Source organism: Neisseria sp. (genome assembly GCF_030523955.1).
Taxonomy (GTDB): Bacteria; Pseudomonadota; Gammaproteobacteria; order Burkholderiales; family Neisseriaceae; genus Neisseria.
Genome location: NZ_JAUNHL010000008.1, coordinates 1 through 25,401, shown reverse-complemented (window position 1 = coordinate 25,401; position 25,401 = coordinate 1). Strand labels below are relative to the sequence as shown.

Here is a 25,401-nt window from a genome sequence, read left to right as displayed (position 1 = left end):
CTCAAAGAGAACGATTTTGTGAGCCGCTGAAGCAGCAACAGAATCTGTTCGTACTACTTGTACTGTCTGCGGCTTGCTGCCTTGTGTCGGAAATTAATTAAATCCGCTATATAACAGCTGCCACCGAATCATCGGAAAGAAAAAATGCCTGTCTGAAAACTTTTTTCAGACAGGCATTTTGTTTATCAAACCTAGACATTTGCAAAAAACTGTTTTAATTCTGAATTTATTTATATTTCGTCACACTCGGGCTTGACCCAAGTATGCCGTCTCAACCCCGCCGTCTGGCGGCCATCCGATTGCCGATAACGGCCAACTCGTCTTCAGGCAGCTGTTTTCCCATCTCAAACAAAGGTTCTTCCAGCGCCAAATGCGCGGCATAGCCCGTGCTAAACCTTTGCAGTACCTCGGTTTGCAGTACATCCGTCTTATGCTCCAACAATCCTTCGAACTCGCGCTCTACTGCCGCCCAATTTTCATGCAGGCTTTCGTGTTGCCGCTGCAATTGCGCCACCGCATCCGCCGCCTGCGGGAAATAACGCAGCAACAGCGGGAAGAAATCCTCTTCTTCGTCCTGATGGTGCAAAGGTGCCGCCACATTGAAATACTGGCCAATCTGCCCCAGCGCCTGCCGCACCACTTCATTGCAGCCGTTGGCCGCCAGATAATCCGGCAGTTTGTCTATTTGTTCGCAAAAGCGCCTCACCTTGCCGTGGCAGGCATAAAGCATTTCAATCGGTTCGGCAAAGGTAACGCTGCGGGTGTCGAATAAATCCATGATAACCTTCTTGAAAGCAAAATAATGGGCAATGCCTGTCTGAAAAACCTTCTCTGCGTGTTTCAGACAGGCATTTATAGACCGAACACACATGGCTACCTAAACAAAAGGGCGCGTTAATCGCACCCTTCTTCCCAGTTAAATTTTGCATGCGCCGCCAGCACAGGCGTCTTCTTCCTTATCGGTATCCACGCCGCCTTCTACGGTAACGCCGTCGAAACCGTCGAGCAGTTGGTCCAAATTATCCAAATCGAAATCTTGTTCATCCATGATAGTGCTTTCCGTTGCGTTGTTTGAATCAGATGTAAAACAGTATGGGAGCGGCACGCCCGAATATCAAGCCGGCGTGCCGTCGGATTTTAAGCAACAATGCCAGCCTGATTCAGCAAAAACAGCACCGCGAAACCGCTCAAATACAATAAGCCCGCCCATGCCAGCCACATCAGCCACGGTTGCAGTTTATGCTCGCCTTTGCGCACCAGCGCCAAGTTCAGATAGGCAAAAATCGGCGTACTCACAAACGAGGCAATCATCGCGAATTTCAGCATCGCCAGCACCGCGCCTTTGAAAAATAGCATCACGCACAAACCGGTAATAGCAGCAAACACAATCCACACTGCCAGAATACGGTTGCTGCGCTCGCTTTCGGGGCGGCGCAAAATCAGGCGCATCGACTCCATATTGGTGCGCGAATAGCCGTCGATAACCGTAATGGTGGTGCCGTACATACAGGCAAACGCGATAAACGCCACCAGCCAGCGCGACCATTCGCCGATCGTTTTGGCATACATATCGATAAGCTGGCCGATATAGGCGCCGCCCGCCATTTTTACTTCAACGCCCGAACCGTATTGCACCAGCGCGCCCAGCGCCAGAAACACAATCGCCAGAATAGCGGTGCTGATGTAGCCGACGTTAAAGTCGAACAGGCCGTCTTCATAGCTTACTTTTTCCAGCTTGCGCTTGGCCGACACCCACAGCGAATTGATGGCCGAAATCTCGATCGGCGCCGGCATCCAGCCCATCAGCGCCACGATAAACGCCAGCGCGCCGAGGTTCCAAGGGTTCGGTTCGATAAAGCCCGGCTGCATCTGCGCGCCTTTGGAAGCGGCCACCGCCACCGCCGCCACCGTGGTGATGGTGAGGCTGATCATGATGATTTTCGACATACTGTCTACCGTGCGGTAAGGCCCCACCAGCAGCATCAATACTGCGGAAGCCAATACGGCAACGGAAAGCGCGTTCATCGACCACTCGCCCGGCAGCACAAAGCTCAAAATCGCCGCACACAACATGCTTACCGCCGCGGTGTTAATCACCGTGGCAAACAGATTGAGCACGAAAAACACCCACAAATACACGCGGCTTTTTTCGGCATAGCCTTCCAGCAGGCTTCTGCCCGTTTCCAGCGTATATTGCGGGCCGAAGCGGAAAAACGGGTATTTGAACAGGTTGGCCAGCACGATAATCAGCGCCAACTGCCAGCCGTACAAAGCGCCGGCCTGGGTGGAGGCGATGATGTGCGAGCCGCCCACCGCCGCCGAAGCCATCATGATGCCGGGCCCCATCGCCCGCAGCCGTTGCCGCCAACGCGAGGTTTCGTTTAGGGTTTTTTCGTTCATGTTGAATCTCCGGGTTGATTGGAATATTAGAAAAGCGAGCCGGGAGCGCAGGTTGCCGGTGAATCTTAGCTACTTCGCGTCTTTAAACCCACGCTTCAAATGTACCATTAACAGCGCCACCGCAGCGGGCGTAACACCGGAAATGCGGCTGGCTTGGCCGACGGTTTCGGGGCGGTGCTGGTTGAGTTTCTGCTGCACCTCAGCCGACAAGCCCTTGACCTTGCTATAGTCGATGTCGACGGGCAGATTCAGCGTTTCGATGTCGCGGCGGCTTTCGATTTCGTCGTTTTGGCGGTCGATATAGCCTTGGTATTTCACTTGGATTTCCACCTGCTCGACCACGTTTTCAGACAGGCATTGCTCGGGGCTTGCGCCTTCCAGCGTCATCAGCAGGGCGTAGTCGAGATTGGGACGGCGCAGTAAGTCATACAGATTGGCTTCGCGCGATAATTTTTGGCCGAACACGCGCACTTGTTCGCTTTCGGGCAATTTTTGCGGCGTGTACCAAGTGGTTTTCAGGCGCTGGATTTCGCGCTCAATGGCTTCGCGTTTTTCGTTGAACGCGCGCCATTGCGCTTCGCCGACCAGGCCGATTTTACGACCCTCTTCGGTGAGGCGCATATCGGCGTTGTCCTCCCGCAATTGCAGGCGGTATTCGGCGCGGCTGGTAAACATGCGGTAGGGTTCGTTCACGCCTTTGGTAATCAAATCATCCACCAACACGCCCAAATAAGCCTGCTCGCGGCGCAACAGAAGCGGCTCTTGTTCGCGCACATATTGCACGGCGTTGGCACCGGCCAGCAAGCCTTGTGCGGCGGCTTCTTCGTAGCCGGTGGTGCCGTTGATTTGGCCGGCGAAGAAGAGGCCGGCGATGGTTTTGGTTTCCAAACTGGCTTTGAGGTTGCGCGGGTCGAAATAGTCGTATTCGATGGCATAGCCGGGGCGCAGGATGTGGGCGTTTTCCAAGCCTTTCATCGAGCGCACGAGCGCCAGCTGAATATCAAACGGCAGGCTGGTGGAAATGCCGTTGGGGTAGTATTCGTGGGTGGTCAGGCCTTCCGGCTCGAGAAAAATCTGGTGGCTGTCTTTATCGGCGAAGCGGTTGATTTTGTCTTCGATCGACGGGCAATAGCGCGGCCCCACGCCTTCGATTTTGCCGGTAAACATCGGGCTGCGGTCGAAACCGGAGCGGATAATCTCGTGCGTGTGCAGATTGGTGTGGGTAATCCAGCAGGAAACCTGGCGCGGGTGCATGTGGGCATTGCCGCGCACGGACATCACCGGCACGGGCGTGTCGCCGGGTTGTTCGGTGAGTTGCGAAAAGTCGATGGTGCGGCCGTCAATGCGCGGCGGCGTGCCGGTTTTCAGGCGCGATACCGGCAGATTCAATTCTTTCAGACGACCCGACAAACCTTGCGCAGCCGGGTCGCCGGCGCGGCCGCCGGCGTAGTTTTCCAAACCGATGTGGATTTTGCCCGCCAGAAACGTGCCGGCAGTCAGCACCACGGCGCGGGCTTTGAATTCCACCCCCATCGCGGTTATCACGCCCGCTACGCGCTCGCCTGCCAACGTGATGTCTTCCACCGACTGCTGAAAAAGTTCGAGGTTCGGCTGGTTTTCCAGCATTTCGCGGATGGCGGCCTTATAAAGAATGCGGTCGGCCTGCGCGCGGGTGGCGCGCACCGCCGCGCCTTTGCTGGCGTTCAGGCGGCGGAACTGGATACCCGACATATCGGTGGCCAGCGCCATCGCGCCTCCGAGTGCATCGACTTCGCGCACCAAATGGCCTTTGCCGATGCCGCCGATGGAAGGGTTGCACGACATTTGGCCGAGGGTTTCGATATTGTGGGTGAGTAAAAGCGTTTGCGCGCCCATGCGTGCGGCGGCCAGCGCAGCTTCGGTGCCGGCATGGCCGCCGCCGACCACAATCACGTCGTAGGTTTTGGGGTAAATCATGATATTGAATGCGTTGGGAAAAATAGTGTGATTGTACGCGCTTTTAGGCCTGTCTGAAAGTTTCAGACAGGCTCTATTTCAATCCCATCTTGTCGCAATACTGCAACCAACACAATACGACACTATTCTTAGCGGCCAATCACCAAAAATCAGCAAAATCCTTCAAAACCACCAATAATTTAACCCATTAATTGCTAAACTTTCCTTCCCATACCAATTTTATAGCCAAAAACCCAAACACACTAACCTGTACACAGCCTTACTCTTTAGCATTCACTAAGCATCAATTAACTTAATATCTTGTATTTTATCGATTAATTTGTTATAATATGTAAAATATTATCTTATCCACTCACCAAACGTAAACCATATGCTGAAGAAAACCATAGTTCCAGCCTTATTGGCTGCTCTTTTACTGAGTGCGTGTTCTTACGGTCACCGCACTTTAACCGTTAGTCCTGAACAGGAAGCCAGAATGGCTGAAGATTCCCGCCGCGTCCAAGATGTTGAACGCGCCGAACGTGCCGAGCGTCGTGCCGAACGTCGCGAAGAGATGATGGACGAAGCCGATGCCATCAGACGCGCTTACGGCGACCGCAAAATCTACATTATCCGTTAATACCTTATTAACTTAATGAAAATATCCGGAGTATTTACCATGAAAAAGGGTTTGCTTGCTTTAACTTTAACTGCCGTTGTGCTGACCGGTTGCGCCACCGGCGGTTCCGTAGGCGATTACGCTATGGGTGACGATTCTACTGCTATCAAAGCCGGTCGCAATCGTGCTTCAGCACAACTGTCGCGCGCTGAATTGGAACAACACCGTCGTCAACGCACCAACGTTTCGGAAGAATTGGCTTTGGAGCGTGAAAAGCGTCAAAACAAACGTGATGAGATCCGAGGCACCATGGGTACTGTTGGTCAAGGCGTAGGCTTGGTGGGCGGTATTGCCGGTACGGCTGCTGCCATCAAAGCTTGGTTCTAAACCTATTTTATAGCGATTTTATCTGAATATAGAATACTTCTCCGATTCCATACTCAACATCGGGGAAGTATTCTGTTTTAATTAAGCTCAAAACACCAACTACTTTATTTTTGTCCCATTCATCAAAAAATCACAAAAGCGCTAGGGGCTGTCGACAATTAACGCAACGGCGGTATTTTTGGTCAAAAATACCGCCGTTGCGTTAATTATTAACAGACCCTAAGAACACCGCTTAACCATCCCCCATTCTGTACCTCACATTAACATACATTCACCCCTATATAGCCATCTGTCTTTTATCAACGCCGAAAACGACAAATTCTGCACTTAATGGCGACATATCAGCGATAATGACAGACGGTTTAAATAAATAAACTTCTGCTTGGCGTATCACTCAAAACTACAACTGTCGATTTCCATCTTCCCCTCCCCCTACGTCAGCACCATTAAAAAAACTTCAAAATATAATAACAAACGCCCTATGGCTTGGAGAGAATATGTCCCTGCTAACATATGGATTATTATTTGTAACGTGGATTGGTGTTACCGCTATCCTAACGCAACGTGCACACGCACGCAGCATGGCTTTGGCACAGCTAAAAAACCTGCGCTGGTACCGATGGCGCTATCCCGATACTGTCAAATGCAGCTGCGTGCGGTGTTACCGCTGTCAAAACAGTGAAATTCTTACGCGACAAACCCGCCACCACAATTCAGTAGAAGAGCATTTTTGCAGCCGCTGCGGTACGGTTTTGTATTATTCCTCTTTGGATGAATAAGCGTTTACTATAGCGGATTGAATGACTTCGATACAAGACAGCAAGCTGAAGCCAGTACAACTAGTACGAAACCGATTCTGTTGCTGCTTTAGCGGCTTACAAAATCGTTCTCTTTGAGCTAAGGCGCAAGAGCCTTCGCGAAAGTTAAGTTAATTCGCTATAAAATCAAAACGGCCGTTATTCCATACTATATCGGAATAACGGCCGTTTACTGTTTACTCTCAGCCGATAAACAAGCGCATAAAGCTTTGCACCATACCCAAAATAATGGTGAGGAACGGATTCATAATCACGCCCAGCAAGCCGGTAAACATCAGGCCGACCAGTATCCACGTACCGTAAGGCTCGATTTTCTGAAACTGCATCGAAGCTTTGGGCGGCAGGAAAGTATCGAGGAAGCGGCCGCCGTCCAGCGGCAGAATCGGCAGCATATTCAGCACGAACAGCACGGCATTGATGGTAATGCCGAAGCGCGACATCATTTGCAACGGATATTGGAAGCTTTCCGGCACCATAGGCGAGAGCATCATCAATACCGCCCAACCGAACATCATCGCCAAATTCGACAAAGGCCCGGCAATCGCCACCATCCGCATACCCATACGGGCGTCGCGGAAATTACGCGTCACCACCGGCACCGGCTTGGCCCAGCCAAACAGAAAACCGGTGGTAAAGAACATCACCGAGGGCACCAGAATGGTGCCGATCGGATCGATATGCGCCAAAGGATTAAGCGTCAACCTGCCGAGCTGCTCGGCGGTACGGTCGCCGTAGTGGCGCGCCATATAGCCGTGCGAGGCCTCGTGTACGGTTATCGCCAGCAAGACCGGCAAGACCGCCAATAAAAATGTACCTAAATCGAAGTTTTGCAAAATGGTTTTCCTTTTTGAATTAAATTAATCCCGGACGTCTGAAACCGGCCGAACCGTAAAAACCGTTGCAGGTTTTTAAACGGCCTCCACGGTGGTTTGTATGCCCTTATCGCTGTCGATAAACACGGCCTGCTTGTTGTTGAGCGGATAAAGGGGCAGAAACGCATATTTCTGCCGGATTAAAGCGGTAACGTCGGCAAACGGGTATTCGCCGTCGTGCGGCAGCGGGCAAATACCGATGATGCCCAAGCCTGTGTCGCCGGCTGACGCAGCGGCGGCGGCATCGTCCATTTCGCGCGCATAGGCGAGATTTCCCGCCAATATCATGCTGCCGGCCGATTCGTCGATATAGGGTTTGCCCTCGGCGATTTGCTGCCGGATAACGCCATCGGCCTGTTTGAGCCGCAGTTGCTCCAACAGGTAGAAGGTATTGCCACCGGAAACGTAAATATAGTGGCAGCGGCGCAGTTTTTCAGCCAGCTGCTCCGCATTTAAAACGGCGGCATCGGTTTCTTCGATATTAACACCCAATGCCCGCCAAGCCGCGCGGGCTTCGTCCACATAAAAATCTGCCTGTTCAACCCGTGCTGCGGTGGGAATGAACGCCACGGTTTTTCCCTGCATATTTTCGTTCAGACAGGCTTTCAGCAGTGTGGCGGTTTCGGCGAAATAAGAGCTAAGAAAAAGTTTCATCTTCCGAGGCTTTCTTGGGTCATTTTACAAAAGAGCCATATACTTTTTTGTACTGTAACTGTTTTTCAGACAGGCCTTACAATCCGAACAGGCTTTTATCGCCTTTGCCTTCGCGCACGAGTTCCACGCCGTCGGTCATGTCGATGACGGTGGTCGGCTCGGTACCGCACCAGCCGCCGTCTATCACCAAATCGACGCTGTGTTCCAAGCGGTCGCGGATTTCGTAGGGGTCGGTTAAGGGTTCGCTGTCTTCGGGCAGCATCAGGGTGCAGCTGAGCATGGGCTCGCCCAGTTGCGCCAATAGGGCGAGCGCGATTTTATTGTCGGGCACGCGCAGGCCGATGGTTTTGCGTTTGGGGTGCAGGGTGCGGTTGGGCACTTCTTTGGTTGCCTGCATAATAAACGTATAACTGCCGGGGGTGGCGGCTTTGAGCTGGCGGAACTGGCTGTTGTCTACCTTGGCATAAGTGCCCAGCTCGCTTAAATCGGCGCACATCAGCGTGAGGTGGTGCTTTTGGTCGATTTGGCGGATGCGCAAAATGCGCTCCATCGCGTCTTTGTCGCCCAAGTGGCAGCCGAGCGCGTAGCAGGAATCGGTGGGGTAAACCACGATGCCGCCTTGTCGGACGATTTCCGCCGCCTGCTTAATCAGGCGCTCTTGCGGGTTATCGGGGTGGATGGCGAAAAATTGTGCCATGTGTGTTCCTTTATTCTGTTTTGTGTTTTTCAGACAGGCCTATATGGAGATTTTTGTTGTTTTATCAAGGCTTAATGCCTGTCTGAACGGGTAGGTAATCTGCGGCGTCAATTTCTAACTTCCCGGCGGATGCGCTGTTGTCTGCCGGCGGCTCCGATACGGTAACGTTCGGCACGATCTCCCCGCCTGCCTCCCACAACGGTGTCGGTGCGGGTTTCGAAGATAAGGCTTTGAGCATGCGCCGGTATTCCGGTGATTGTTGCAACAACACATGTCCTGCCCGTTTCAGATTATTGATGTCCTCATGCGGCAGATAGAAAGTGGTGGGGATATTCAGCGTTTGGCTGCGCAGTTTGGAATCGGGCAAATCGCGCAGGTTGAGGCTGATGAAATACATGCCTACATCATCTTGTGCATTCAGGCGGGCAACATTGTTCCACTGGTCGGCAAACGCGCGGATGCGGCGCAGGGATTCCTGCGAATATTGGTCGATCGGAATATTGATCACGGCGTTGAGAACGTCAGCCACCCCGGGTATCGCCGGGCTTTGGTCTATCACACTGCCCGGTTCGTTTTGCGCGTTTACATTGATGATGATGATTTTCTTGGTGCTGCCCATTTCCAATGCGCGCCGGTAAAGCGAATTGCCCGAATATACTTCGGTCATATCCAGCAGGCCGCGCAGCCCTAAGTTATCGGTCAGGCCGCCGTCTATCAAATGGATATAGGGGCGTTTTTTGCTGTCGGCATAGCTCATGAACTTGCGGGTGATTTCTTGGCGGGTACGGCTGTGCAGGGTTTGGCTGTCGGCCGCATCTACCGCTTGCTGCAAGTTGGCGGGCAACTGATAGTTACAATTGCCGCCGTTGTTGTTCAGCGTAATCGGTGCGAACACCAAAGGCACCGAGCTGGAAGCGGCTACCGCGCGCGCAATTCGCAGTTCGGAGAGGTTCAAACACATCGCATCGAAATATTCCTGGGTAAAATCCAGCCGCTGCGCGCCCGACATATCAGTGGCGGAAATCACCGCAAACGGGCCTTTGCGGTATTTCACCAGATCGCCGAAAGTGGTGTTTTTAAACAAAGTGTTCTCGAACTGCTCCTGCAACAAATCGCCGCGGCCGAATTCGGGCGAGCTCATACGCGGCATATTGGCAAACGAAAAGGCCTGTTTGGTAACCAAGCGCTGGAAATTCTGCTTGAGGAAACGGCGCTCGAACGAGGGAATGGTTTCCACGCCGTGCAGGGAAAAATAAGCCGCCAACACCGAGCCGCCGGATACGCCGTACACCAAATCAACATTTTCCAGCAAGGTTCCCTGTTTGCCGCTCACCCACACCTTCTGCCGGTTTAACTCTTCCAAAACGCCGTATCCCAAAGCCGCCGCGCGGGTGCCGCCGCCGGAAAACATCAATACGATATAGGTATCGTCATTGCTTCTGGCTTCCCAGTTTTTCTCAAGGCGGTAGCCTTCTTCGGGATTAACTTTATTAATGGTGGCCAGCGGCTGGTATTGCACCAAGGCGCAAGCTGACAACAACGATGCGGCGGCGGCCGGCAACAGTTTCTTGAAATATCGGTTGAGTGTGTTGGCTATCATCATGAATCAATCTTATTGAAATCAAATTTTTAACATCATTAATCTTATTTTTCAGACAGGCCTTATGCCTGTCTGAAAGCATTTGAAACAAAGTACGCTTTTTCAAACCGTTTTGCCGGCCGCTGCTTTGGTTTCTTTAAAATAATCCCACACCGGCCGGCAATTGGCCGGCAATTGCGGGCAAGCGCCGAGTATGCTGCCGCTGTAATCGTTCGGCCGGTGGAAATCGCTGCCGGCGCTGGCAAGCAAACCGTAGCGCTCGGCCAATAAAGCATAGTTAAGGCGGTCATTTTTATCGCAATTGCCGCTGTGCACTTCCATGCCCTGCCCGCCCAACTCTTTGAATTCTTCAAACAGATTGCGTTTGGCCGTGGCCGAGAAACCATAGCGCATCGGGTGGGCGATCACCGCCAGCCCGCCGGCGCCGCGAATGGCCGCCACCGCATCGGAGAGCGCCGCCCACTCGTGTACCACCGAAGCAGGTTTGCCCTCGCCCAAGTATTTGGTAAACGCCTGTTGTTTGTTGCGCACATGGCCGTTTTGTATCAGAAATTCGGCCAGATGGGTGCGCGAGACCATTTCGGGATTGGCCGCCAGCGCCAGCGCGCCTTCGTAAGCGCCGCCTATACCTTTTTTCTCCAGTTTGGCCGCAATCGCCGCCAGCCGCTCCAGCCGTCCTTTACGCACTTGTGCCAACAGCGTTTGCAGCGCCGGATTGTCTTCATCGAAATCCAGCCCGACGATGTGCACGCTGCGGCCGCGCCAAGTAACGGAAATCTCCACACCATTAATCAGGCGGATGCCGCATTGCGCCGCTTCGGCACGCGCTTGAGCCAGGCCGCCGGTGTGGTCATGGTCGGTCAGCGCCAGCACGGTACTGCCGTTGGCATGCGCCAGCCGCACCACCTCGGCGGGGCTTAATGCGCCGTCGGAAACGGTAGAATGGCAGTGCAGATCAATCATTTTTGTTCTCTGCGCCCTCTGCCGCCAACGCCTGCCGTGCAATCCACAAGCGCAGCTGCTGGGCGTCGTACGCCGCTTTTTCCTGAAAATAAATGGTTTGGATGCAGGCGTCGCCGCATTCGCTGCCGCAGCATTCCCAATCCTCCGGCTTCACCGGCTCGGGCAGCAAAGGCTCGGACAATACCGACAAATCAGGCTTCGGGGTCGTATCCATCGAAAATCTCCAACACAGCGCCGTCAAATTCAATCACTTCGCCGCCGCGGATTTTGGCGGTTTTGCGCGTTTCCACCGCACCGTTGCGCAACACGAGGCCTTCGGCAATCACCGCCTTTGCCTGTCCGCCACTGTCGGCCAGACCGGCAAGTTTGAGCAAATCGCATAGGGCAATGTATTCGTTGTCTTCCAGATAAACGGCTGCATTCATGATGTTTCTTCTCATCTCAATAATGGCTGTTTCAGACAGGCATTTTACATGAAAGCGTTAAGCTTCCGAATAAATAGTCCGAGACCTTTGCAAAGTCTCCATTTACGACGTATTTCTGCGTTGTGCTACCCGCCGCGCTGTTACGCCTTGAACTGCATCCACATCTGGAGCTTTTGCCAAGGCCTCGTCTTCCGCATCATGCAGCCATCCTAATTTTCTGCTAACCGTTTGTGCTTACCATATGCCTGTTCCCGCTTTGCCGGGTCTTTATTTTTCAACAATCATAAATAAGGAAACCAATATGATCGCCACCCGTAAAATCATCACTGCCCTCTCATTAACCGCCGTCTTGGGCCTCGCGGCAGCTGCCGGTGCCGCCGCCTTCTCTTACGGCCTGTTCGCGCCGGTTTCCGGCAAACAGGCGGCCGCCTCGGCTATTGCCCAGATCGGCGGCTTTGCCAAAGAAGTGGAATACGAATACAAACCGCATATCGGCGGCCGTTATCAAGTGGAAGTAGCCGGCCAAGACGGCCGCGAATACGAGGTCTTGGTCAGTGCCGAGAGCGGCCAGGTACAAGCCGTACAGTTGGCAGAAAACAAAGAGCGCAAACATCACGATGAAGAAGAGCGCGAACACGAACGGGAAGCTGCACAACCTGCCGCTGCTTCTGCCACGGCCACGCTGTAATACACAGTAAAACAACACCAAGGCGGCTTGAATCTGCAAGCCGCCTTTTCTTTATTCCGTTTTCAGACAGGCATCAACCGCCGCCTAACGCCAATCCTGACAAATCTGCCACAGCAAACGCGCGGCGCTGCGGGCGCCCGTATTGTCGCGCTCATAAGGCGGGCTGTATTCCACCGCATCGGCGGCGATGGTTTTGCCGCTGGCCAACACCGGCCGGATAAGATACAACAGCAAATCCAGCGGAATGCCGAGCGCAGCGGGCGCGGAAACGGCGGGCATCTGCGCGGCGCTCAATACGTCCAGATCAATGGTGAGGTACACCGCATCGGCCTGCGCACATTTTTGCCGCAATTTTTCCGCCACCTCCGCCGCATGCAACCAATGCACATCGGTATCCCATACGATGTCCACATTCAACGCCGCCGCATCTTTGCACAAAGCGGCGGTGTTGGCGGCTCGCGAAGCGCCGATGCAGGTGTAATCGAATTTCCGCCCCTGCTCCGCCGCCAAGGCCGCCAATTGGGCAAACGGCGTACCCGAAGTAGCATGCGGGGCGCGGCGCAAATCCAGATGCGGATCAAAATTGATGATGGCGATGTGGCGGCCGGGATGGGCGTCGAACAAGCCTTTGCCGTGAGCAAATGCCGTTTCGTGGCCGCCGCCCAACACCAGCGTGCGCGCACCGGCCTCTTGTAACCGTTTCACCGCCGCCGCCAATTCCTGTTGGCCGTTTTCCAACTGTTGGTCGGCATAAGAAAAATCGCCCACATCATGCAAAACAAATGCAGCCGGATGATGCGCCAGATTGGCCAGTGCACGGCGCAACACGGGCGGCGCTTCCGCCGCGCCGATGCGCCCCCGGTTGCGCCCGACGCCGGCATCGGAAGCGAAGCCGATTAAGGCGATGTCGCCTTTGCCCAAAGCCGGCGGCCAGCTTTCATGTTGGCGGACAGTTTGGAAAACGCGCAAGGCTTCGGGGCTTTCGCGGCTGTCGTCGCGCCCCTGCCAAACATTGGAATCGGTGGCTTGCCACATGGTATTTATCCTTGAATATTGCCGTGCAACACCCGCTGTTGCAGCAAGGGGCGGAAAGGTTCGTAAATCATATCGACCGGGCTTTCGGCATTCCACACATTAAAATGGGCGGGCATGCCGGCTTTCAGGCAGCCGAATTCATGCTCTCGCCGCAGCGCGCGGGCGGCGTGCACGGTAACGCCCTGCCAGGCTTCCAGCGGAGTAAGGCCGAATTGTACGCAGGCCATGTTCATGCTCATGCGCAACGAGGCAAAGGGGCTCGTACCGGGGTTGAAATCGGTGGCCACCGCCATCGGCACGCCGTAGCGGCGCAATAGCTCGACCGGCGGCTTTTGGCTTTCGCGCAGGAAATAATAAGCGCCGGGCAGCAACACCGCCACCGTATCCGCTTCGGCCATTGCGGCCACACCGGCTTCATCCAGATATTCGATGTGGTCGGCCGACCAGCCGCCGTATTTGGCCACCAGTGCGCTGCCGCCTTGCAGGCTCAATTGTTCGGTATGCCCTTTTACCGGCACGCCTAAAGCTTGGGCTGCCTGAAACAGCCGCTCGGTTTGCGCGGCGGAAAAGCCGACGTTTTCGCAAAACACATCTACGCAGTCAAAGGCTTTTTCCTGCCACAAGATCGGCAGAATCTCCTGAATCACCATCTCCAGATAATCATCGGCACGGCCTTTGAATTCGGGCGGCACCGCATGGGCGGCCAACAAGGTGCGGCTCACCGCCACGGCGCCGCTTTCCTGCAAACGCTGCGACACCCGCAGCATTTTCGCTTCGTCCGCCAGATTCAAACCATAGCCCGACTTGATTTCCACCAAGCCCACGCCTTCGGCCAGCAGGCTTTGCAGGCGCTCAAAACTGAAGCGGTAGAGTTCGTCTTCCGCAGTTTCGCGGGTGGCGCGCACCGTGCTGTTGATGCCGCCGCCCTCGGCGCTGATTTGCTGGTAGGAAACGCCGTTTTGCCGTCTCTCCCATTCGTTGGCACGGCTGCCGCCGAATACCAGATGGGTGTGGCAATCGATCAGGCTGGGCGTAACCAGCGCGCCGTTTAAGCGAACCGTGTGCGCGGCACTCAGGCGGCCGGTCGGCTCGATGGCCTGTATCCGGCCGTTTGCAACCAAAATATCGTGTTGCGGCAACATCCCGTAATCGGCGTGTGCGGGATGGTTGAACGTGGCGACGGTGGCGTTTTGCCAAAGGGTGGTACTCATACAAAATCCTTGCGGTTGGCTATATGCCTGTCTGAAAACAGCAGTTGCATTGAGCTTATATTATTTGTAATATGTTGTCTATACAAGTTAGCAAAAACATTGCCAAACCACCTTTTTCCCAAGGAGAAACCGATGTCTACCCGATTCCGCGACATTGAAATCCGCGCCCCGCGCGGCACCACTCTGAACGCCAAATCCTGGCTCACCGAAGCGCCGCTGCGCATGCTGATGAACAATCTTGATCCCGACGTGGCCGAAAACCCGAAAGAATTGGTGGTGTACGGCGGCATCGGCCGCGCCGCCCGCAACTGGGAATGCTTCGACAAAATCGTCGAAACCTTAAAACAATTAAACGACGACGAAACCTTGCTGATTCAGTCCGGCAAGCCGGTGGGTGTGTTCAAAACCCACAAAGACGCGCCGCGCGTGCTGCTGGCCAATTCCAATCTGGTACCGCACTGGGCCACTTGGGAACACTTCAACGAACTGGACGCCAAAGGCCTGGCGATGTACGGCCAGATGACCGCCGGCAGCTGGATTTACATCGGCTCGCAAGGCATCGTGCAAGGCACTTACGAAACCTTCGTCGAAGCCGGCCGCCAGCACTACGGCGGCAATTTGAGCGGCAAATGGATTCTCACCGCCGGCTTGGGCGGCATGGGCGGCGCGCAACCCTTGGCCGCTTCCTTGGCCGGCGCCTGCTCGCTGAACATCGAATGCCAGCAATCCAGCATCGATTTCCGCCTGCGTACCCGCTATCTGGACGAGCAGGCCGACAATCTGGACGACGCGCTGGCACGCATTCAAAAATACACCGCCGAAGGCCGTGCGGTTTCGGTCGGCCTGTGCGCCAACGCCGCCGACGTGCTGCCCGAACTGGTGCGCCGCGGCGTGCGCCCGGATATGGTCACCGACCAAACCAGCGCCCACGATCCCTTAAACGGCTATCTGCCGCAAGGCATGACTTGGGAACAATACCGCGCAGCGGCCAAAAACGATCCCGAAGGCACGGTAAAAGCCGCCAAGCAATCGATGGCGGTGCACGTGCAGGCCATGCTGGACTTTCAGAAAATGGGCGTGCCCACTTTCGATTACGGCAACAACATCCGCCAGATGGCGCTGGAAGAAGGTGTGGAAAACGCGTTCGACTTCCCCGGCTTCGTGCCCGCCTACATCCGCCCGCTGTTCTGCCGCGGCATCGGTCCTTTCCGTTGGGCAGCCTTGTCGGGCGATCCGGAAGACATCTACAAAACCGATGCCAAAGTCAAAGAGCTGATTCCCGACGACGCCCATCTGCACCGCTGGCTGGACATGGCGCGCGAGCGCATCAGCTTCCAAGGCTTGCCGGCGCGCATCTGCTGGGTGGGCTTGGGCCTGCGCGCCAAACTGGGCTTGGCGTTTAACGAAATGGTGCGTTCGGGCGAACTGTCCGCACCGGTGGTGATCGGCCGCGACCATCTGGATTCCGGCTCGGTGGCCAGCCCCAACCGCGAAACCGAAGCGATGCAGGACGGTTCGGACGCGGTTTCCGACTGGCCGCTGTTGAACGCGCTGTTGAACACCGCCGGCGGTGCCACCTGGGTGTCGCTGCACCACGGCGGCGGCGTGGGCATGGGCTTCTCGCAGCATTCCGGCGTGGTGATTGTGTGCGACGGCACCGACGAAGCCGCCGCGCGCATCGCCCGCGTACTCACCAACGACCCGGCCACCGGTGTGATGCGCCATGCCGACGCCGGTTATCAAATCGCGATTGATTGCGCCAAAGAGCAGGGATTGAACCTGCCGATGATTACCGGTTAAGCCTATGCCTACCTGAAAGATGCTTTCAGGTAGGCATGGATTCGACACACCCGCTTCGCTTCACCACAACCATCACCACAACAGGAGAAACGTTATGGAGAAAGCAGCCTCGTTTGATGCCGCCGCGCTGCTGAAAATGCTGGTGTTCAGCAGCATCGGTATCGTGATGTTTTTCGTGCCGATCGAGATTGCCGGCCGCAGCACCATTCTGTTCGACCATGCCGCCAGCTATCTGGTGCGCGAATGGAAAACGCCGGTGGCGGTTATCGCGGTATTGATGATGATCTACGGCGCGGTGGCGCCGATTGCAAACGGGAATTGGAACAAAAGCTTCACCGAACGCGTATTGACCCTGTTCAAAATCGCCGGCGTGCTGATTACCTTGTGGTATCTCTCCGGTACCGCGCCGGCGGTGCTCACCGAAAAAGACATGCTGCCGTTTCTGTATGAAAAGCTGAGCCTGCCTTTGTCGATGATTATTCCCATCGGTGCGCTGGCGCTGGCCTTCCTCATCGGTTTCGGCCTGTTGGAAATGGTGGGCGTATTGATGCAGCCGGTGATGCGCCGCTTGTGGAAAACGCCGGGTTCGTCGGCGATTGATGCGGTGGCTTCGTTTGTCGGCAGCTATTCGGTGGGCCTGCTGCTCACCGATCAGGTGTACCGCGCCGGCAAATACACCGCCCGCGAAGCGGCGATCATCGCCACCGGTTTTTCCACCGTTTCCGCCGCCTTTATGGTGGTGGTGGCCAAAACGCTGGATTTGATGCCGTTCTGGAATTTCTATTTCTGGAGCTGTTTCGTGATTACCTTCGCCATCACCGCCGTTACCGCGCGCCTGCCGCCGATTACCCGCATCGATCATTCCGGCGGCGTGGCCGACCACAGCCTGCCTTGGTCGAAACGACTGCCGTTTGCCTTTGCCAGCGGCTTGGCCGTCGCCCAAAACGCCGATCAACCCTTGCGGATTTTGTGGTCGCACTTTTGGGCGGGCGTGAAAATGGCGGCGGCGATTTTGCCCTCGATCATGGCCATCGGCCTCACCGGTTTGTTGTTGGCCAAATACACGCCGGTATTCGATGCGCTGGGATTGCTCTTGGTGCCGTTTACCTGGCTGGGCGGCTTAAGCGAGCCGTTTGCCGCCGCCAAAGGCATGGCCAGCGGTTTGGCGGAAATGTTTCTGCCGGCCATTTTGCTGAAAGAAGCCGACATCCTCACCCGCTATGTAACCGCCGTGATTTCGGTGAGCAGCGTGATTTTCTTCTCCGCGCTGATTCCCTGCGTATTGGCCACCAGCATTCCGCTAAGCATCCGCCATATGCTGCTGGTATGGCTGCAACGTACCGCCATCGGCATTTTAATGGCCGCCGCCGTTGGTCGTTTGGGGCTGGCCATGGGCTGGCTGGCTTAGTCTATAGGATTTAAGAAAATGTTTTTCAGACAGGCCTGTCTGAAAACCGACAATATTCATCTGCACAAAAAGAAGGAAGCATTATGTTTGCCATCACCATTCATCCCGGCCGTTTGGCACTTTCCGAATTGCGCCGCGCCTATCACGAACCGGTGCGCATCACGCTGGCCGACCAAGCCTACGCCGCCATTGACCGCAGCGTCGCCTGCGTCAACCGCATTGTCGAAGAAAACCGCACGGTTTACGGCATCAACACCGGCTTCGGCCTGCTGGCCTCCACCCGCATCGCCCGCGAAGACTTGGAAAAACTGCAACGCTCCATCGTGTTGAGCCATGCCGCCGGTGTCGGCGAAGCGCTGGACGATGCCACCGTCCGCCTGATTATGCTTTTGAAAATCAACAGTCTGGCACGCGGCTTTTCCGGCGTGCGCCGCGTGGTGCTGGAGCATCTGATCGCGCTGGTGAACGCCGAAGTCTATCCGCACATTCCGCTCAAAGGCTCGGTCGGTGCCTCCGGCGATTTGGCGCCGCTGGCCCACATGAGCCTGCTGCTGCTGGGCGAAGGCAAGGCGCGCCACAACGGCCAATGGCTGAGCGCATCGGAAGCACTCGCTCACGCCGGTATTCCCGCCATCGAATTGGCGGCCAAAGAAGGCTTGGCCCTGCTCAACGGCACCCAGGTTTCCACCGCATTCGCCCTGCGCGGCCTGTTTGAAGCGGAAGACTTGTTTGCCGCCGCCAGCGTAACCGGCAGCCTCACCGTCGAGGCCGCTTTGGGTTCGCGCACGCCGTTTGACGCACGCATCCATGCGGTACGCGGCCAGCAAGGTCAGATCGATGCCGCCGCCGTTTACCGCCACCTCTTGGGCGAGGAGAGCGAAATCGGCCTGTCGCACGCCGAATGCGGCAAGGTGCAAGACCCCTACTGTCTGCGCTGCCAACCGCAGGTGATGGGCGCGGCGCTAACCCAACTGCGCCAGGCCGCCGCCGTGCTGGCGGTGGAAGCCAACGCCGTTTCCGATAACCCGCTGGTGTTCGCCGATGACGACGAAATTCTCTCCGGCGGCAATTTCCACGCCGAGCCGGTGGCGATGGCGGCCGACAACATCGCGCTGGCGCTGGCCGAAATCGGCTCGATTGCCGAGCGCCGCATTTCGATGATGATGGACAAACACATGTCGCAACTGCCGCCCTTCCTGGTAAAAAACGGCGGCGTCAACTCCGGCTTTATGATCGCGCAAGTCACCTCTGCCGCCCTGTGCAGCGAAAACAAAGCGCTCGCCTTTCCCAACAGCGTCGACAGCATCCCCACTTCCGCCAATCAGGAAGACCACGTTTCAATGGCGCCGCGCGCCGGCGCCCGGCTGTGGGAAATGGCCGCCAACGTGCGCCACATCCTCGCCATCGAATGGCTGGGGGCCTGCCAGGGCATGGACTTGCGCGAAGGCTGCCTGAAAACCACCCCGCCGCTGGAAGAAGCGCGCCGCATCTTGCGCGATGCCGTGCCGTTTTACGAAGAAGACCGCTTCTTCGCCCCCGATATCGAAGCGGCCGCCGCGCTGTTGGCCGAACAGCGCCTAAGCGGCCTGCTGCCGGCCGGCGTGTTACCGAGTCTTGTCTGAAAACAAACCTTTGCGCTGTAACCGAAGCCGAATAGTTGAAGAAAGAAAGAAACCGATATGCCCGCAGATATTCCCCTGCCGCTTTACCAAAAAGTAAAAACCTACCTATTGGGCCAAATCGACCAAGGCATCTGGCCGGTTAACCACCGGCTGCCTTCCGAGCACGAACTGGTGGCGCAATTCAACGTATCGCGCATGACGGTTAACCGCGCCTTACGCGAGCTGACCGACGAAGGGCGCTTGGTGCGCCTGCAAGGCGTGGGCACCTTTGTAGCGCCGCCCAAAGCGCAATCGGCGCTGTTCGAAATCCACAGCATTGCGGCGGAAATCACCAGCCGCGGCCACCGCCACCGTTGCCGCGTATTGAACGGCACCCGTATTGAAGCCAATGCCGAATTGGCCTATGCGCTAGACATCGCCCTGAAAAGCCCGGTGTTCCACACCCAAATGGTGCATTATGAAGACGAAACCCCCATTCAATATGAGGAACGCTGGGTCAATCCGGCGGCGGCCCCGCATTATTTACAACAAGATTTCGAAAGCATCACTGCCCACGACTATCTTTCTTCCGTTGCCCCGTTTAGCGAAGGCGAACACGTGGTTGAAGCGCTGCAACCGTCCAAAAAGATTGCCGACGAACTTTCCATGCTCAAAAACGAACCTTGCTTGGTGATACAACGCCGCACTTGGAGCGGCGGCAATGTGGTGACTTTTGTGCGTTTGTGGTTCCCCGCCAGCCGTTACCGTTTGGTAGGCCGCTTCTTCGCCTGATTACGCCCCCGCCTTATCAGTTCATTAACATCTTTCCTGCCATTTGATACAAAAAGTCAAGAATTCCCGTTCAATTAACTTTTATTTTATGGAAATTTGTGGCAAATTAACGCCTGCTGTAATTTCTTGTTAAGAAGCAAGTTATTGGGATGGCACCAAACCATCACTTTTACCACTTACCCTGTTAGGGAGCACACCCATCATGGAACAGCTAATCAACACCCTCAATGGTTGGATTTGGAGCCCGGCACTGATTTACTTGTGTCTGGGCGCCGGTCTGTTTTATTCCGTCCTCACCCGCTTTATGCAGGTGCGCCATTTGAAAGAAATGCTGCGCCTGCTGTTTGCCCGTAACGATTCGCCCGAAGGCATCAGCTCTTTCCAAGCGCTGGCCGTAGCCCTTTCCGGCCGCGTAGGCATGGGCAACATCGCCGGTGTGGCAGCCGCCATCGGCTTCGGCGGCCCCGGAGCCGTATTCTGGATGTGGGTGACCGCTTTTTTGGGCGCCAGTACCGCCTATATCGAATCCACGCTGGCACAAATTTATAAGGAAAAAGACAAAGGCCAATATCGCGGCGGGCCGTCTTACTATTTTGAAAAATTCTTCGGCGGCGCCGGCGGCAAGATTTTCGGTATTATTTTCGCGCTGGCTTCTATTATCTCCTGCGGCCTGTTCCTTCCCGGCGTCCAAGCCAACGGCGTGGCCAACGCGGTTACCCAAATTATAGGCGAAGGCAATCCGGTAGCGACCTTCGTCGGCGACGTGGGCATGAACAAATTGATTGTCACCCTATTTATCGTGGTGATTCTGGGCATGATTATTTTCGGCGGCATCAAGCGCATCGCCCGCGTGGCCGAATTCGTGGTACCGTTCATGGCTCTGGGCTATATCCTGATGGCCGTTTTGATTGTGATGCTCAACATTCACCAGCTGCCGGATGTTATCGGCATGATTGTCGGCGATGCCTTCACCGCACAAGCGGGATTCGGCGCCGCCATCGGCTGGGGCGTGAAACGCGGCGTTTACTCCAACGAAGCCGGCCAAGGTACCGGCCCGCACCACGCCGCCGCCGCCGAGGTGCAACATCCGGCACAGCAAGGCATCGTGCAGGCATTCTCGGTTTATGTAGACACTTTGTTCGTTTGTTCCGCCACCGCCTTCATGATCCTGATGACCGGCATGTACAACATCCAAGGCACGCTGGAAGCCGGCCAATTCTTGGTACAAAACGTACCCGCCGACACCTCCATCAACAGCCCGGCATTTACCCAAATGGCCGTATCCAGCGTGTTCGGCGGTTTCGGCCAAATATTTGTGGCCATCGCCGTATTCTTCTTCTCCTTTACCACCATCATGGCCTACTACTACATTGCCGAAACCAATGTGGCCTACCTGACCCGTTCGTTCAACACCACAGGCTCGCTGTTTCTGATTAAAGTCGTGCTGATGTTCTCCGTTACCTACGGTGCCATCAACAATTCCGGCTACATCTGGAACATGGGCGACGTGGGCGTAGGCCTGATGGCTTGGTTGAACATCGTGGGCATTTTGTGCATCTTCTTCATGGCCAAACCTGCCGTAAAAGCCTTGGCCGATTATGAAGCGCAGAAAAAAGCCGGCGTTTCCGAATACACCTTCGATCCGGTCAAACTCGGCATCAAAAACGCCCACTTCTGGGAAGAGCGCAATAAAAACGGCAAATAAACCCGTTGTTGCATCATATAGCAGATTAACTTAACTTTCGCTACGGCGTTGCTGCGCCTTGCCGTAGCGAAAGTTAAGTTAATCTGCTATAGGAAAAAGCATGCCTGTCTGAAAATACCGCTGCGATACTCCCTTTTCCCGCCTTAACAACACACCCCGCCGGAACTGTTACAATAGAGCCTGTTTTGATTGACCATCCGGAAAACCCATGAACCCAGCCGTTTACATCCCCCTGCGCCTGCACACCGAATTCTCGATTACCGACGGCACCGTGCGCATCAAAAATGCAGTGAAGCGTGCGCTTGAATACCGTTTGCCGGCGCTGTCCATCAGCGATTTGATGAACGGTTTCGGCTGGGTGAAATTCTACAAAGCCTGCCGCGGTGCCGGCATTAAACCGCTGCTCGCCACCGACGTATGGATCGCCAATCCGGCCAAATCCGACCATCCGTTCCGCGCGCTTTTGCTGGCACGTAACCATGCGGGTTACTTACGGCTCAACGAATTGCTCACCCGCGCCTATGTTGGTACCGAACGCCACAACCACCGCGCCCAGCTGGAAGCGGCTTGGTTTGATGAGGGCGACAACACCGGGTTAATCTGCCTCTCCGGCGCCCATTACGGCGAAGTCGGCAGCCATCTGATGAACGGCCATCCGGCCGCCGCGCAGGAAGCCGCACGCAAATATGCCGCTTGGTTTCCCGATGCCTTTTATCTGGAACTGCAACGCCTGCCCGAAAAACCGCAATGGGAAGCCTCGGTGGCCGGCAGCCTGCAACTGGCCGGCGAGCTCGGCCTGCCGGTAGTGGCCACCCACCCCACCCAATTTCTCGACGAAGACGATTTCGCCGCCCACGAAGCGCGCGTGTGCATTGCCGAAGGATGGGTATTGGCCGATAAAAAACGACCGCGCGAATTCAGCCACGGCCAGTATTTCGTTTCCCCCGAGGTGATGGCCGAACGTTTTGCCGATATTCCCGAAGCCCTGCAAAACACGTTGGAAATCGCCAAACGCTGCAACCTCACCCTCACGCTGGGCAAAAACTTCCTGCCGCTGTTTCCCACGCCCGATGCAATGTCGCTGGACGACTATCTTATCCGCCTCTCCAACGAAGGCCTTCAGGAACGCATGGCGCAGCTCTATCCCGATGAAAAAGAACGTGCCGAAAAAATGCCCGAATACCAAGCGCGGCTGGATTTTGAATTGAACATCATCATCCAGATGGGTTTCCCCGGCTACTTCCTCATCGTACAAGACTTCATCAACTGGGCGAAAAACAACGGCTGCCCGGTCGGCCCCGGCCGTGGCTCGGGTGCAGGCTCGCTGGTGGCCTATTCGCTGAAAATCACCGACCTCGATCCCTTGAAATACGCGCTGCTGTTCGAACGTTTCCTCAACCCCGAGCGCGTTTCCATGCCCGACTTCGACATCGATTTCTGCCAAAGCAACCGTGGCCGCGTCATCGAATATGTGCGAGAGAAATACGGCAGCGAAGCGGTGAGCCAGATCGTCACCTTCGGTACCCTGTCGTCCAAAGCGATTATCCGCGACGTCGGCCGCGTGCTGGAATTGCCGTTTACCCTGTGCGACCGCCTCTCCAAGCTGATTCCACTGGAAGCCAACAAACCGCTGAGCTTGGAAAAAGCGATGGCGGCCGAGCCGCAAATCAACGAGCTGATCGAAGAAGAAAACGCGCAGGATTTAATCGAACTGGCGAAAAAACTGGAAGACCTCACCCGCGGTCTCGGTATGCACGCCGGCGGCGTATTGATTGCGCCCGGCAAAATCGCCGATTTCTGCCCGGTTTACCAAGCCGACGAATCCGCCTCGCCGGTGTCGATGTACGACAAGGGCGACGTAGAAGAAGCAGGTCTGGTGAAATTCGACTTCTTAGGCCTGCGCAACCTTACCATCATCGAAATGGCGCAAAATTTCATCGCCGCCACCAGCGGCGAAAAAGTCGACGTCTCGCAACTGCCGCTGGATGATGCGGATGCCTACAAGATTTTTTCCAAAGGCAACACCACCGCGGTCTTCCAATTCGAATCCACCGGCATGAAAAAAATGCTGGTGGCCGCCAAGCCGACCAAATTCGAAGAGATCATCGCTTTCGTTTCGCTCTACCGCCCCGGCCCGATGGATCTGATTCCCGACTTTACCCGCCGGATGCACGGTGAAAAATTCGAATACCTGCACCCGCTGCTGGAGCCGGTGTTGGAGCCGACCTACGGCATCATGGTCTACCAGGAACAAGTGATGCAGGCGGCGCAGGTTATCGGCGGCTATTCGCTCGGCGGCGCCGACCTGCTGCGCCGCGCCATGGGTAAGAAAAAGCCGGAAGAAATGGCCAAGCACCGCGAAACCTTCGCACAAGGCGCCGAAGCCAAAGGCATCGCCCGCAGCAAGGCCGACGAGATTTTCGACTACATGGAAAAATTCGCCGGCTACGGCTTCAACAAATCGCACGCCGCCGCCTACGCACTGGTGGCCTACCAAACCGCCTGGCTCAAAGCGCATTACCCCGCCGAATTCATGGCCGCCACCATGTCTTCCGAGTTAACCGATACCGACCAGCTCAAACTGTTTTACGACGACGCCCAGGCCAACGGCATCAGCTTTCTGCCGCCCGACATCAACCATTCCGACTACCTGTTCACCCCTTACCCCGGCAAGCAGATCCGCTATGCGCTGGGCGCCATCAAAGGCGTGGGCGAAGGCGCCATCGAAGCGGTGGTGTACGCCCGCAACAGCGGCGGCGCGTTTAAAGATTTATTCGACTTTTGCGTGCGCGTCGGCAAAGAGCATGTCAACAAACGCACCATCGAATCGCTCATCCGCGGCGGCGCCTTCGACGGCATAGAACCCAACCGCGCCATGCTGCTGGCCAACCTCGATCTGGCGGTCAGCCACGCCGAGCAGGAAGCGGAAAACGCCAACCAAGGCGGGCTGTTCGACCTGATGGAAGACGCCATCGAACCGGTAAAAATGACCGAAGTACCGATGTGGGGCGAAGCGGTGAAACTGTTGGAAGAAAAACAGGTGATCGGCTTTTACCTTTCCGGCCACCCGTTCGGCCCGTTTGCCGAAGAAGTGCGCAAAATCGCGCCGGTGGCGCTCGCCCGCCTCAAACCGCAAGACAGCGTGCGGGTGGCCGGCTTCGCCACCGGCGTACGCAGCATGCTGGGCAAACGCGGCCGGCTGTTTTTCGTTACGCTGGAGGATTTGTCGGGCAAAGTCGAAGTAATGGTAACCGGGCCGGCGCTGGAGCAAAGCCAAGGGCTGCTCAAAGCCGACCAGGTATTGATGATGGAGTGCAAGGTCAGCCGCGACGATTACGGCGGCGGCGAGGGTCTGCGCATCATGGCCAACAATGTGATGACGCTGCAAGGCGCCCGCGAACAATACGCCCGCAGCCTCACCCTTATCTTCCGCCCCGAGCACAACATCAGCGAAACCTTCGCCCTGCTCGGCGCACACCGCGCCGACAACAGCAGCGCCCACAGCATTCCGGTACACTTCTTTTACCGCAACAATGAAGCACAGGGCGAGTTGGACACCGGCGGCCGCTGGCGGCTGCAACCCGATGCCCAACTGTTCGACCGGCTTACCCAAACCATGGGCGAATACAATATTTCGGTGGGTTGGTAAACGACAGGCCTGAGACCTTTGCAAAAAACCAAAAACTCCTCTAAATTCCCCTAAAGAATTCAGAGGAGTTTTTTTATGAGCAGCTTTTTCCACCAACAAGCCCAAATAATGATGAGCAAACATATCGACAGCTACCCGTTGC

General features: G+C 55.8%; 22 protein-coding genes. 9 read left to right on the top strand and 13 right to left on the bottom strand.

The genetic code is table 11. From position 1 onward, the window contains the following. Nucleotides 1-271: 271 nt before the first annotated feature. The 4 genes from Q4C79_RS02850 to mnmG all read right to left on the bottom strand — a co-directional run bounded on the left by Q4C79_RS02850 (nt 272) and on the right by mnmG (nt 4,356). Nucleotides 272-778 carry a hemerythrin domain-containing protein gene (locus tag Q4C79_RS02850; RefSeq protein WP_303089520.1) on the bottom strand — a complete coding sequence of 169 codons (507 nt, stop codon included), beginning with the start codon at nt 776-778 and terminating at the stop codon, nt 272-274. 138 nt (nt 779-916) lie between these two features. Next, nucleotides 917-1,048, bottom strand: coding sequence for a hypothetical protein (locus tag Q4C79_RS02845; protein ID WP_303089519.1), 132 nt, complete (start codon nt 1,046-1,048; stop codon nt 917-919). Nucleotides 1,049-1,137: 89 nt separating this feature from the next. After that, nucleotides 1,138-2,400, bottom strand: a complete 1,263-nt coding sequence (locus Q4C79_RS02840; RefSeq protein ID WP_303089518.1) for an NRAMP family divalent metal transporter — start codon at nt 2,398-2,400, stop codon at nt 1,138-1,140. Nucleotides 2,401-2,469: 69 nt separating this feature from the next. Then, nucleotides 2,470-4,356, bottom strand: coding sequence for a tRNA uridine-5-carboxymethylaminomethyl(34) synthesis enzyme MnmG (gene mnmG / locus Q4C79_RS02835; protein ID WP_303089517.1), 1,887 nt, complete (start codon nt 4,354-4,356; stop codon nt 2,470-2,472). 475 nt (nt 4,357-4,831) lie between these two features. On the opposite strand from mnmG, the gene Q4C79_RS13175 reads away from it, so the two are divergent. Both Q4C79_RS13175 and Q4C79_RS02825 read left to right on the top strand, forming a co-directional pair. Further along, nucleotides 4,832-4,975 (top strand): hypothetical protein, encoded by a 144-nt coding sequence (locus Q4C79_RS13175; RefSeq protein WP_368492199.1) that lies wholly within the window; start codon nt 4,832-4,834, stop codon nt 4,973-4,975. A gap of 39 nt (nt 4,976-5,014) precedes the next feature. Next, nucleotides 5,015-5,341: an NGK_0946 family protein gene (locus Q4C79_RS02825; RefSeq protein WP_303089515.1), complete on the top strand. Its 327-nt coding sequence runs from the start codon at nt 5,015-5,017 to the stop codon at nt 5,339-5,341. Between the two features lie 1,000 nt (nt 5,342-6,341). Here Q4C79_RS02825 and Q4C79_RS02820 read toward each other — a convergent pair. The 7 genes from Q4C79_RS02820 to Q4C79_RS02790 form a co-directional block, all read right to left on the bottom strand. After that, nucleotides 6,342-6,995, bottom strand: coding sequence for a site-2 protease family protein (locus tag Q4C79_RS02820; protein WP_303089551.1), 654 nt, complete (start codon nt 6,993-6,995; stop codon nt 6,342-6,344). A 72-nt stretch (nt 6,996-7,067) separates the two neighbouring features. Next, a complete protein-coding gene (locus Q4C79_RS02815; RefSeq protein ID WP_303089514.1) occupies nt 7,068-7,685 on the bottom strand; it encodes a Type 1 glutamine amidotransferase-like domain-containing protein in 618 nt (205 codons plus the stop codon). Nucleotides 7,686-7,761: 76 nt separating this feature from the next. After that, nucleotides 7,762-8,382, bottom strand: a complete 621-nt coding sequence (locus tag Q4C79_RS02810; RefSeq protein WP_303089513.1) for an L-threonylcarbamoyladenylate synthase — start codon at nt 8,380-8,382, stop codon at nt 7,762-7,764. 64 nt (nt 8,383-8,446) lie between these two features. Then, nucleotides 8,447-9,982: a patatin-like phospholipase family protein gene (locus Q4C79_RS02805; RefSeq protein ID WP_303089550.1), complete on the bottom strand. Its 1,536-nt coding sequence runs from the start codon at nt 9,980-9,982 to the stop codon at nt 8,447-8,449. A gap of 102 nt (nt 9,983-10,084) precedes the next feature. Next, nucleotides 10,085-10,945, bottom strand: a complete 861-nt coding sequence (locus Q4C79_RS02800; RefSeq protein WP_303089512.1) for a PHP domain-containing protein — start codon at nt 10,943-10,945, stop codon at nt 10,085-10,087. Beyond that, nucleotides 10,938-11,159: a hypothetical protein gene (locus Q4C79_RS02795; RefSeq protein ID WP_303089511.1), complete on the bottom strand. Its 222-nt coding sequence runs from the start codon at nt 11,157-11,159 to the stop codon at nt 10,938-10,940. The genes Q4C79_RS02800 and Q4C79_RS02795 overlap by 8 nt, the downstream gene beginning before the upstream one ends. Continuing rightward, nucleotides 11,137-11,370, bottom strand: coding sequence for an RNA-binding S4 domain-containing protein (locus Q4C79_RS02790; protein ID WP_303089510.1), 234 nt, complete (start codon nt 11,368-11,370; stop codon nt 11,137-11,139). The genes Q4C79_RS02795 and Q4C79_RS02790 overlap by 23 nt, the downstream gene beginning before the upstream one ends. 301 nt (nt 11,371-11,671) lie before the next feature. On the opposite strand from Q4C79_RS02790, the gene Q4C79_RS02785 reads away from it, so the two are divergent. After that, complete coding sequence (locus Q4C79_RS02785) at nt 11,672-12,058, top strand: PepSY domain-containing protein (RefSeq protein ID WP_303089509.1); 387 nt, start codon at nt 11,672-11,674, stop codon at nt 12,056-12,058. An 84-nt stretch (nt 12,059-12,142) separates the two neighbouring features. Here the strand turns inward: Q4C79_RS02785 and hutG are convergent, their stop codons facing one another. Both hutG and hutI read right to left on the bottom strand, forming a co-directional pair. Next, nucleotides 12,143-13,093 (bottom strand): formimidoylglutamase, encoded by a 951-nt coding sequence (gene hutG, locus Q4C79_RS02780; RefSeq protein ID WP_303089508.1) that lies wholly within the window; start codon nt 13,091-13,093, stop codon nt 12,143-12,145. A gap of 5 nt (nt 13,094-13,098) precedes the next feature. Beyond that, nucleotides 13,099-14,304 (bottom strand): imidazolonepropionase, encoded by a 1,206-nt coding sequence (gene hutI / locus Q4C79_RS02775; protein ID WP_303089507.1) that lies wholly within the window; start codon nt 14,302-14,304, stop codon nt 13,099-13,101. A 132-nt stretch (nt 14,305-14,436) separates the two neighbouring features. Between hutI and hutU the strand changes: the two genes are divergently transcribed. The 6 genes from hutU (at nt 14,437) to dnaE (ending at nt 25,259) form a co-directional block, all read left to right on the top strand. Next, the gene (gene hutU, locus Q4C79_RS02770) at nt 14,437-16,104 is read left to right on the top strand and encodes a urocanate hydratase (protein ID WP_303089506.1); all 1,668 of its coding nucleotides are present in this window, start codon (nt 14,437-14,439) and stop codon (nt 16,102-16,104) included. Between the two features lie 94 nt (nt 16,105-16,198). Beyond that, nucleotides 16,199-17,512, top strand: coding sequence for a YjiH family protein (locus tag Q4C79_RS02765; protein ID WP_303089505.1), 1,314 nt, complete (start codon nt 16,199-16,201; stop codon nt 17,510-17,512). Nucleotides 17,513-17,595: 83 nt separating this feature from the next. Beyond that, the gene (gene hutH, locus Q4C79_RS02760) at nt 17,596-19,134 is read left to right on the top strand and encodes a histidine ammonia-lyase (protein ID WP_303089504.1); all 1,539 of its coding nucleotides are present in this window, start codon (nt 17,596-17,598) and stop codon (nt 19,132-19,134) included. Nucleotides 19,135-19,191: 57 nt separating this feature from the next. After that, complete coding sequence (hutC, locus tag Q4C79_RS02755) at nt 19,192-19,905, top strand: histidine utilization repressor (RefSeq protein WP_303089503.1); 714 nt, start codon at nt 19,192-19,194, stop codon at nt 19,903-19,905. 202 nt (nt 19,906-20,107) lie between these two features. Then, a complete protein-coding gene (locus Q4C79_RS02750; RefSeq protein WP_303089502.1) occupies nt 20,108-21,610 on the top strand; it encodes a sodium:alanine symporter family protein in 1,503 nt (500 codons plus the stop codon). A 208-nt stretch (nt 21,611-21,818) separates the two neighbouring features. Continuing rightward, a complete protein-coding gene (dnaE, locus tag Q4C79_RS02745) occupies nt 21,819-25,259 on the top strand; it encodes a DNA polymerase III subunit alpha (protein ID WP_303089501.1) in 3,441 nt (1,146 codons plus the stop codon). Nucleotides 25,260-25,401: the final 142 nt, after the last annotated feature.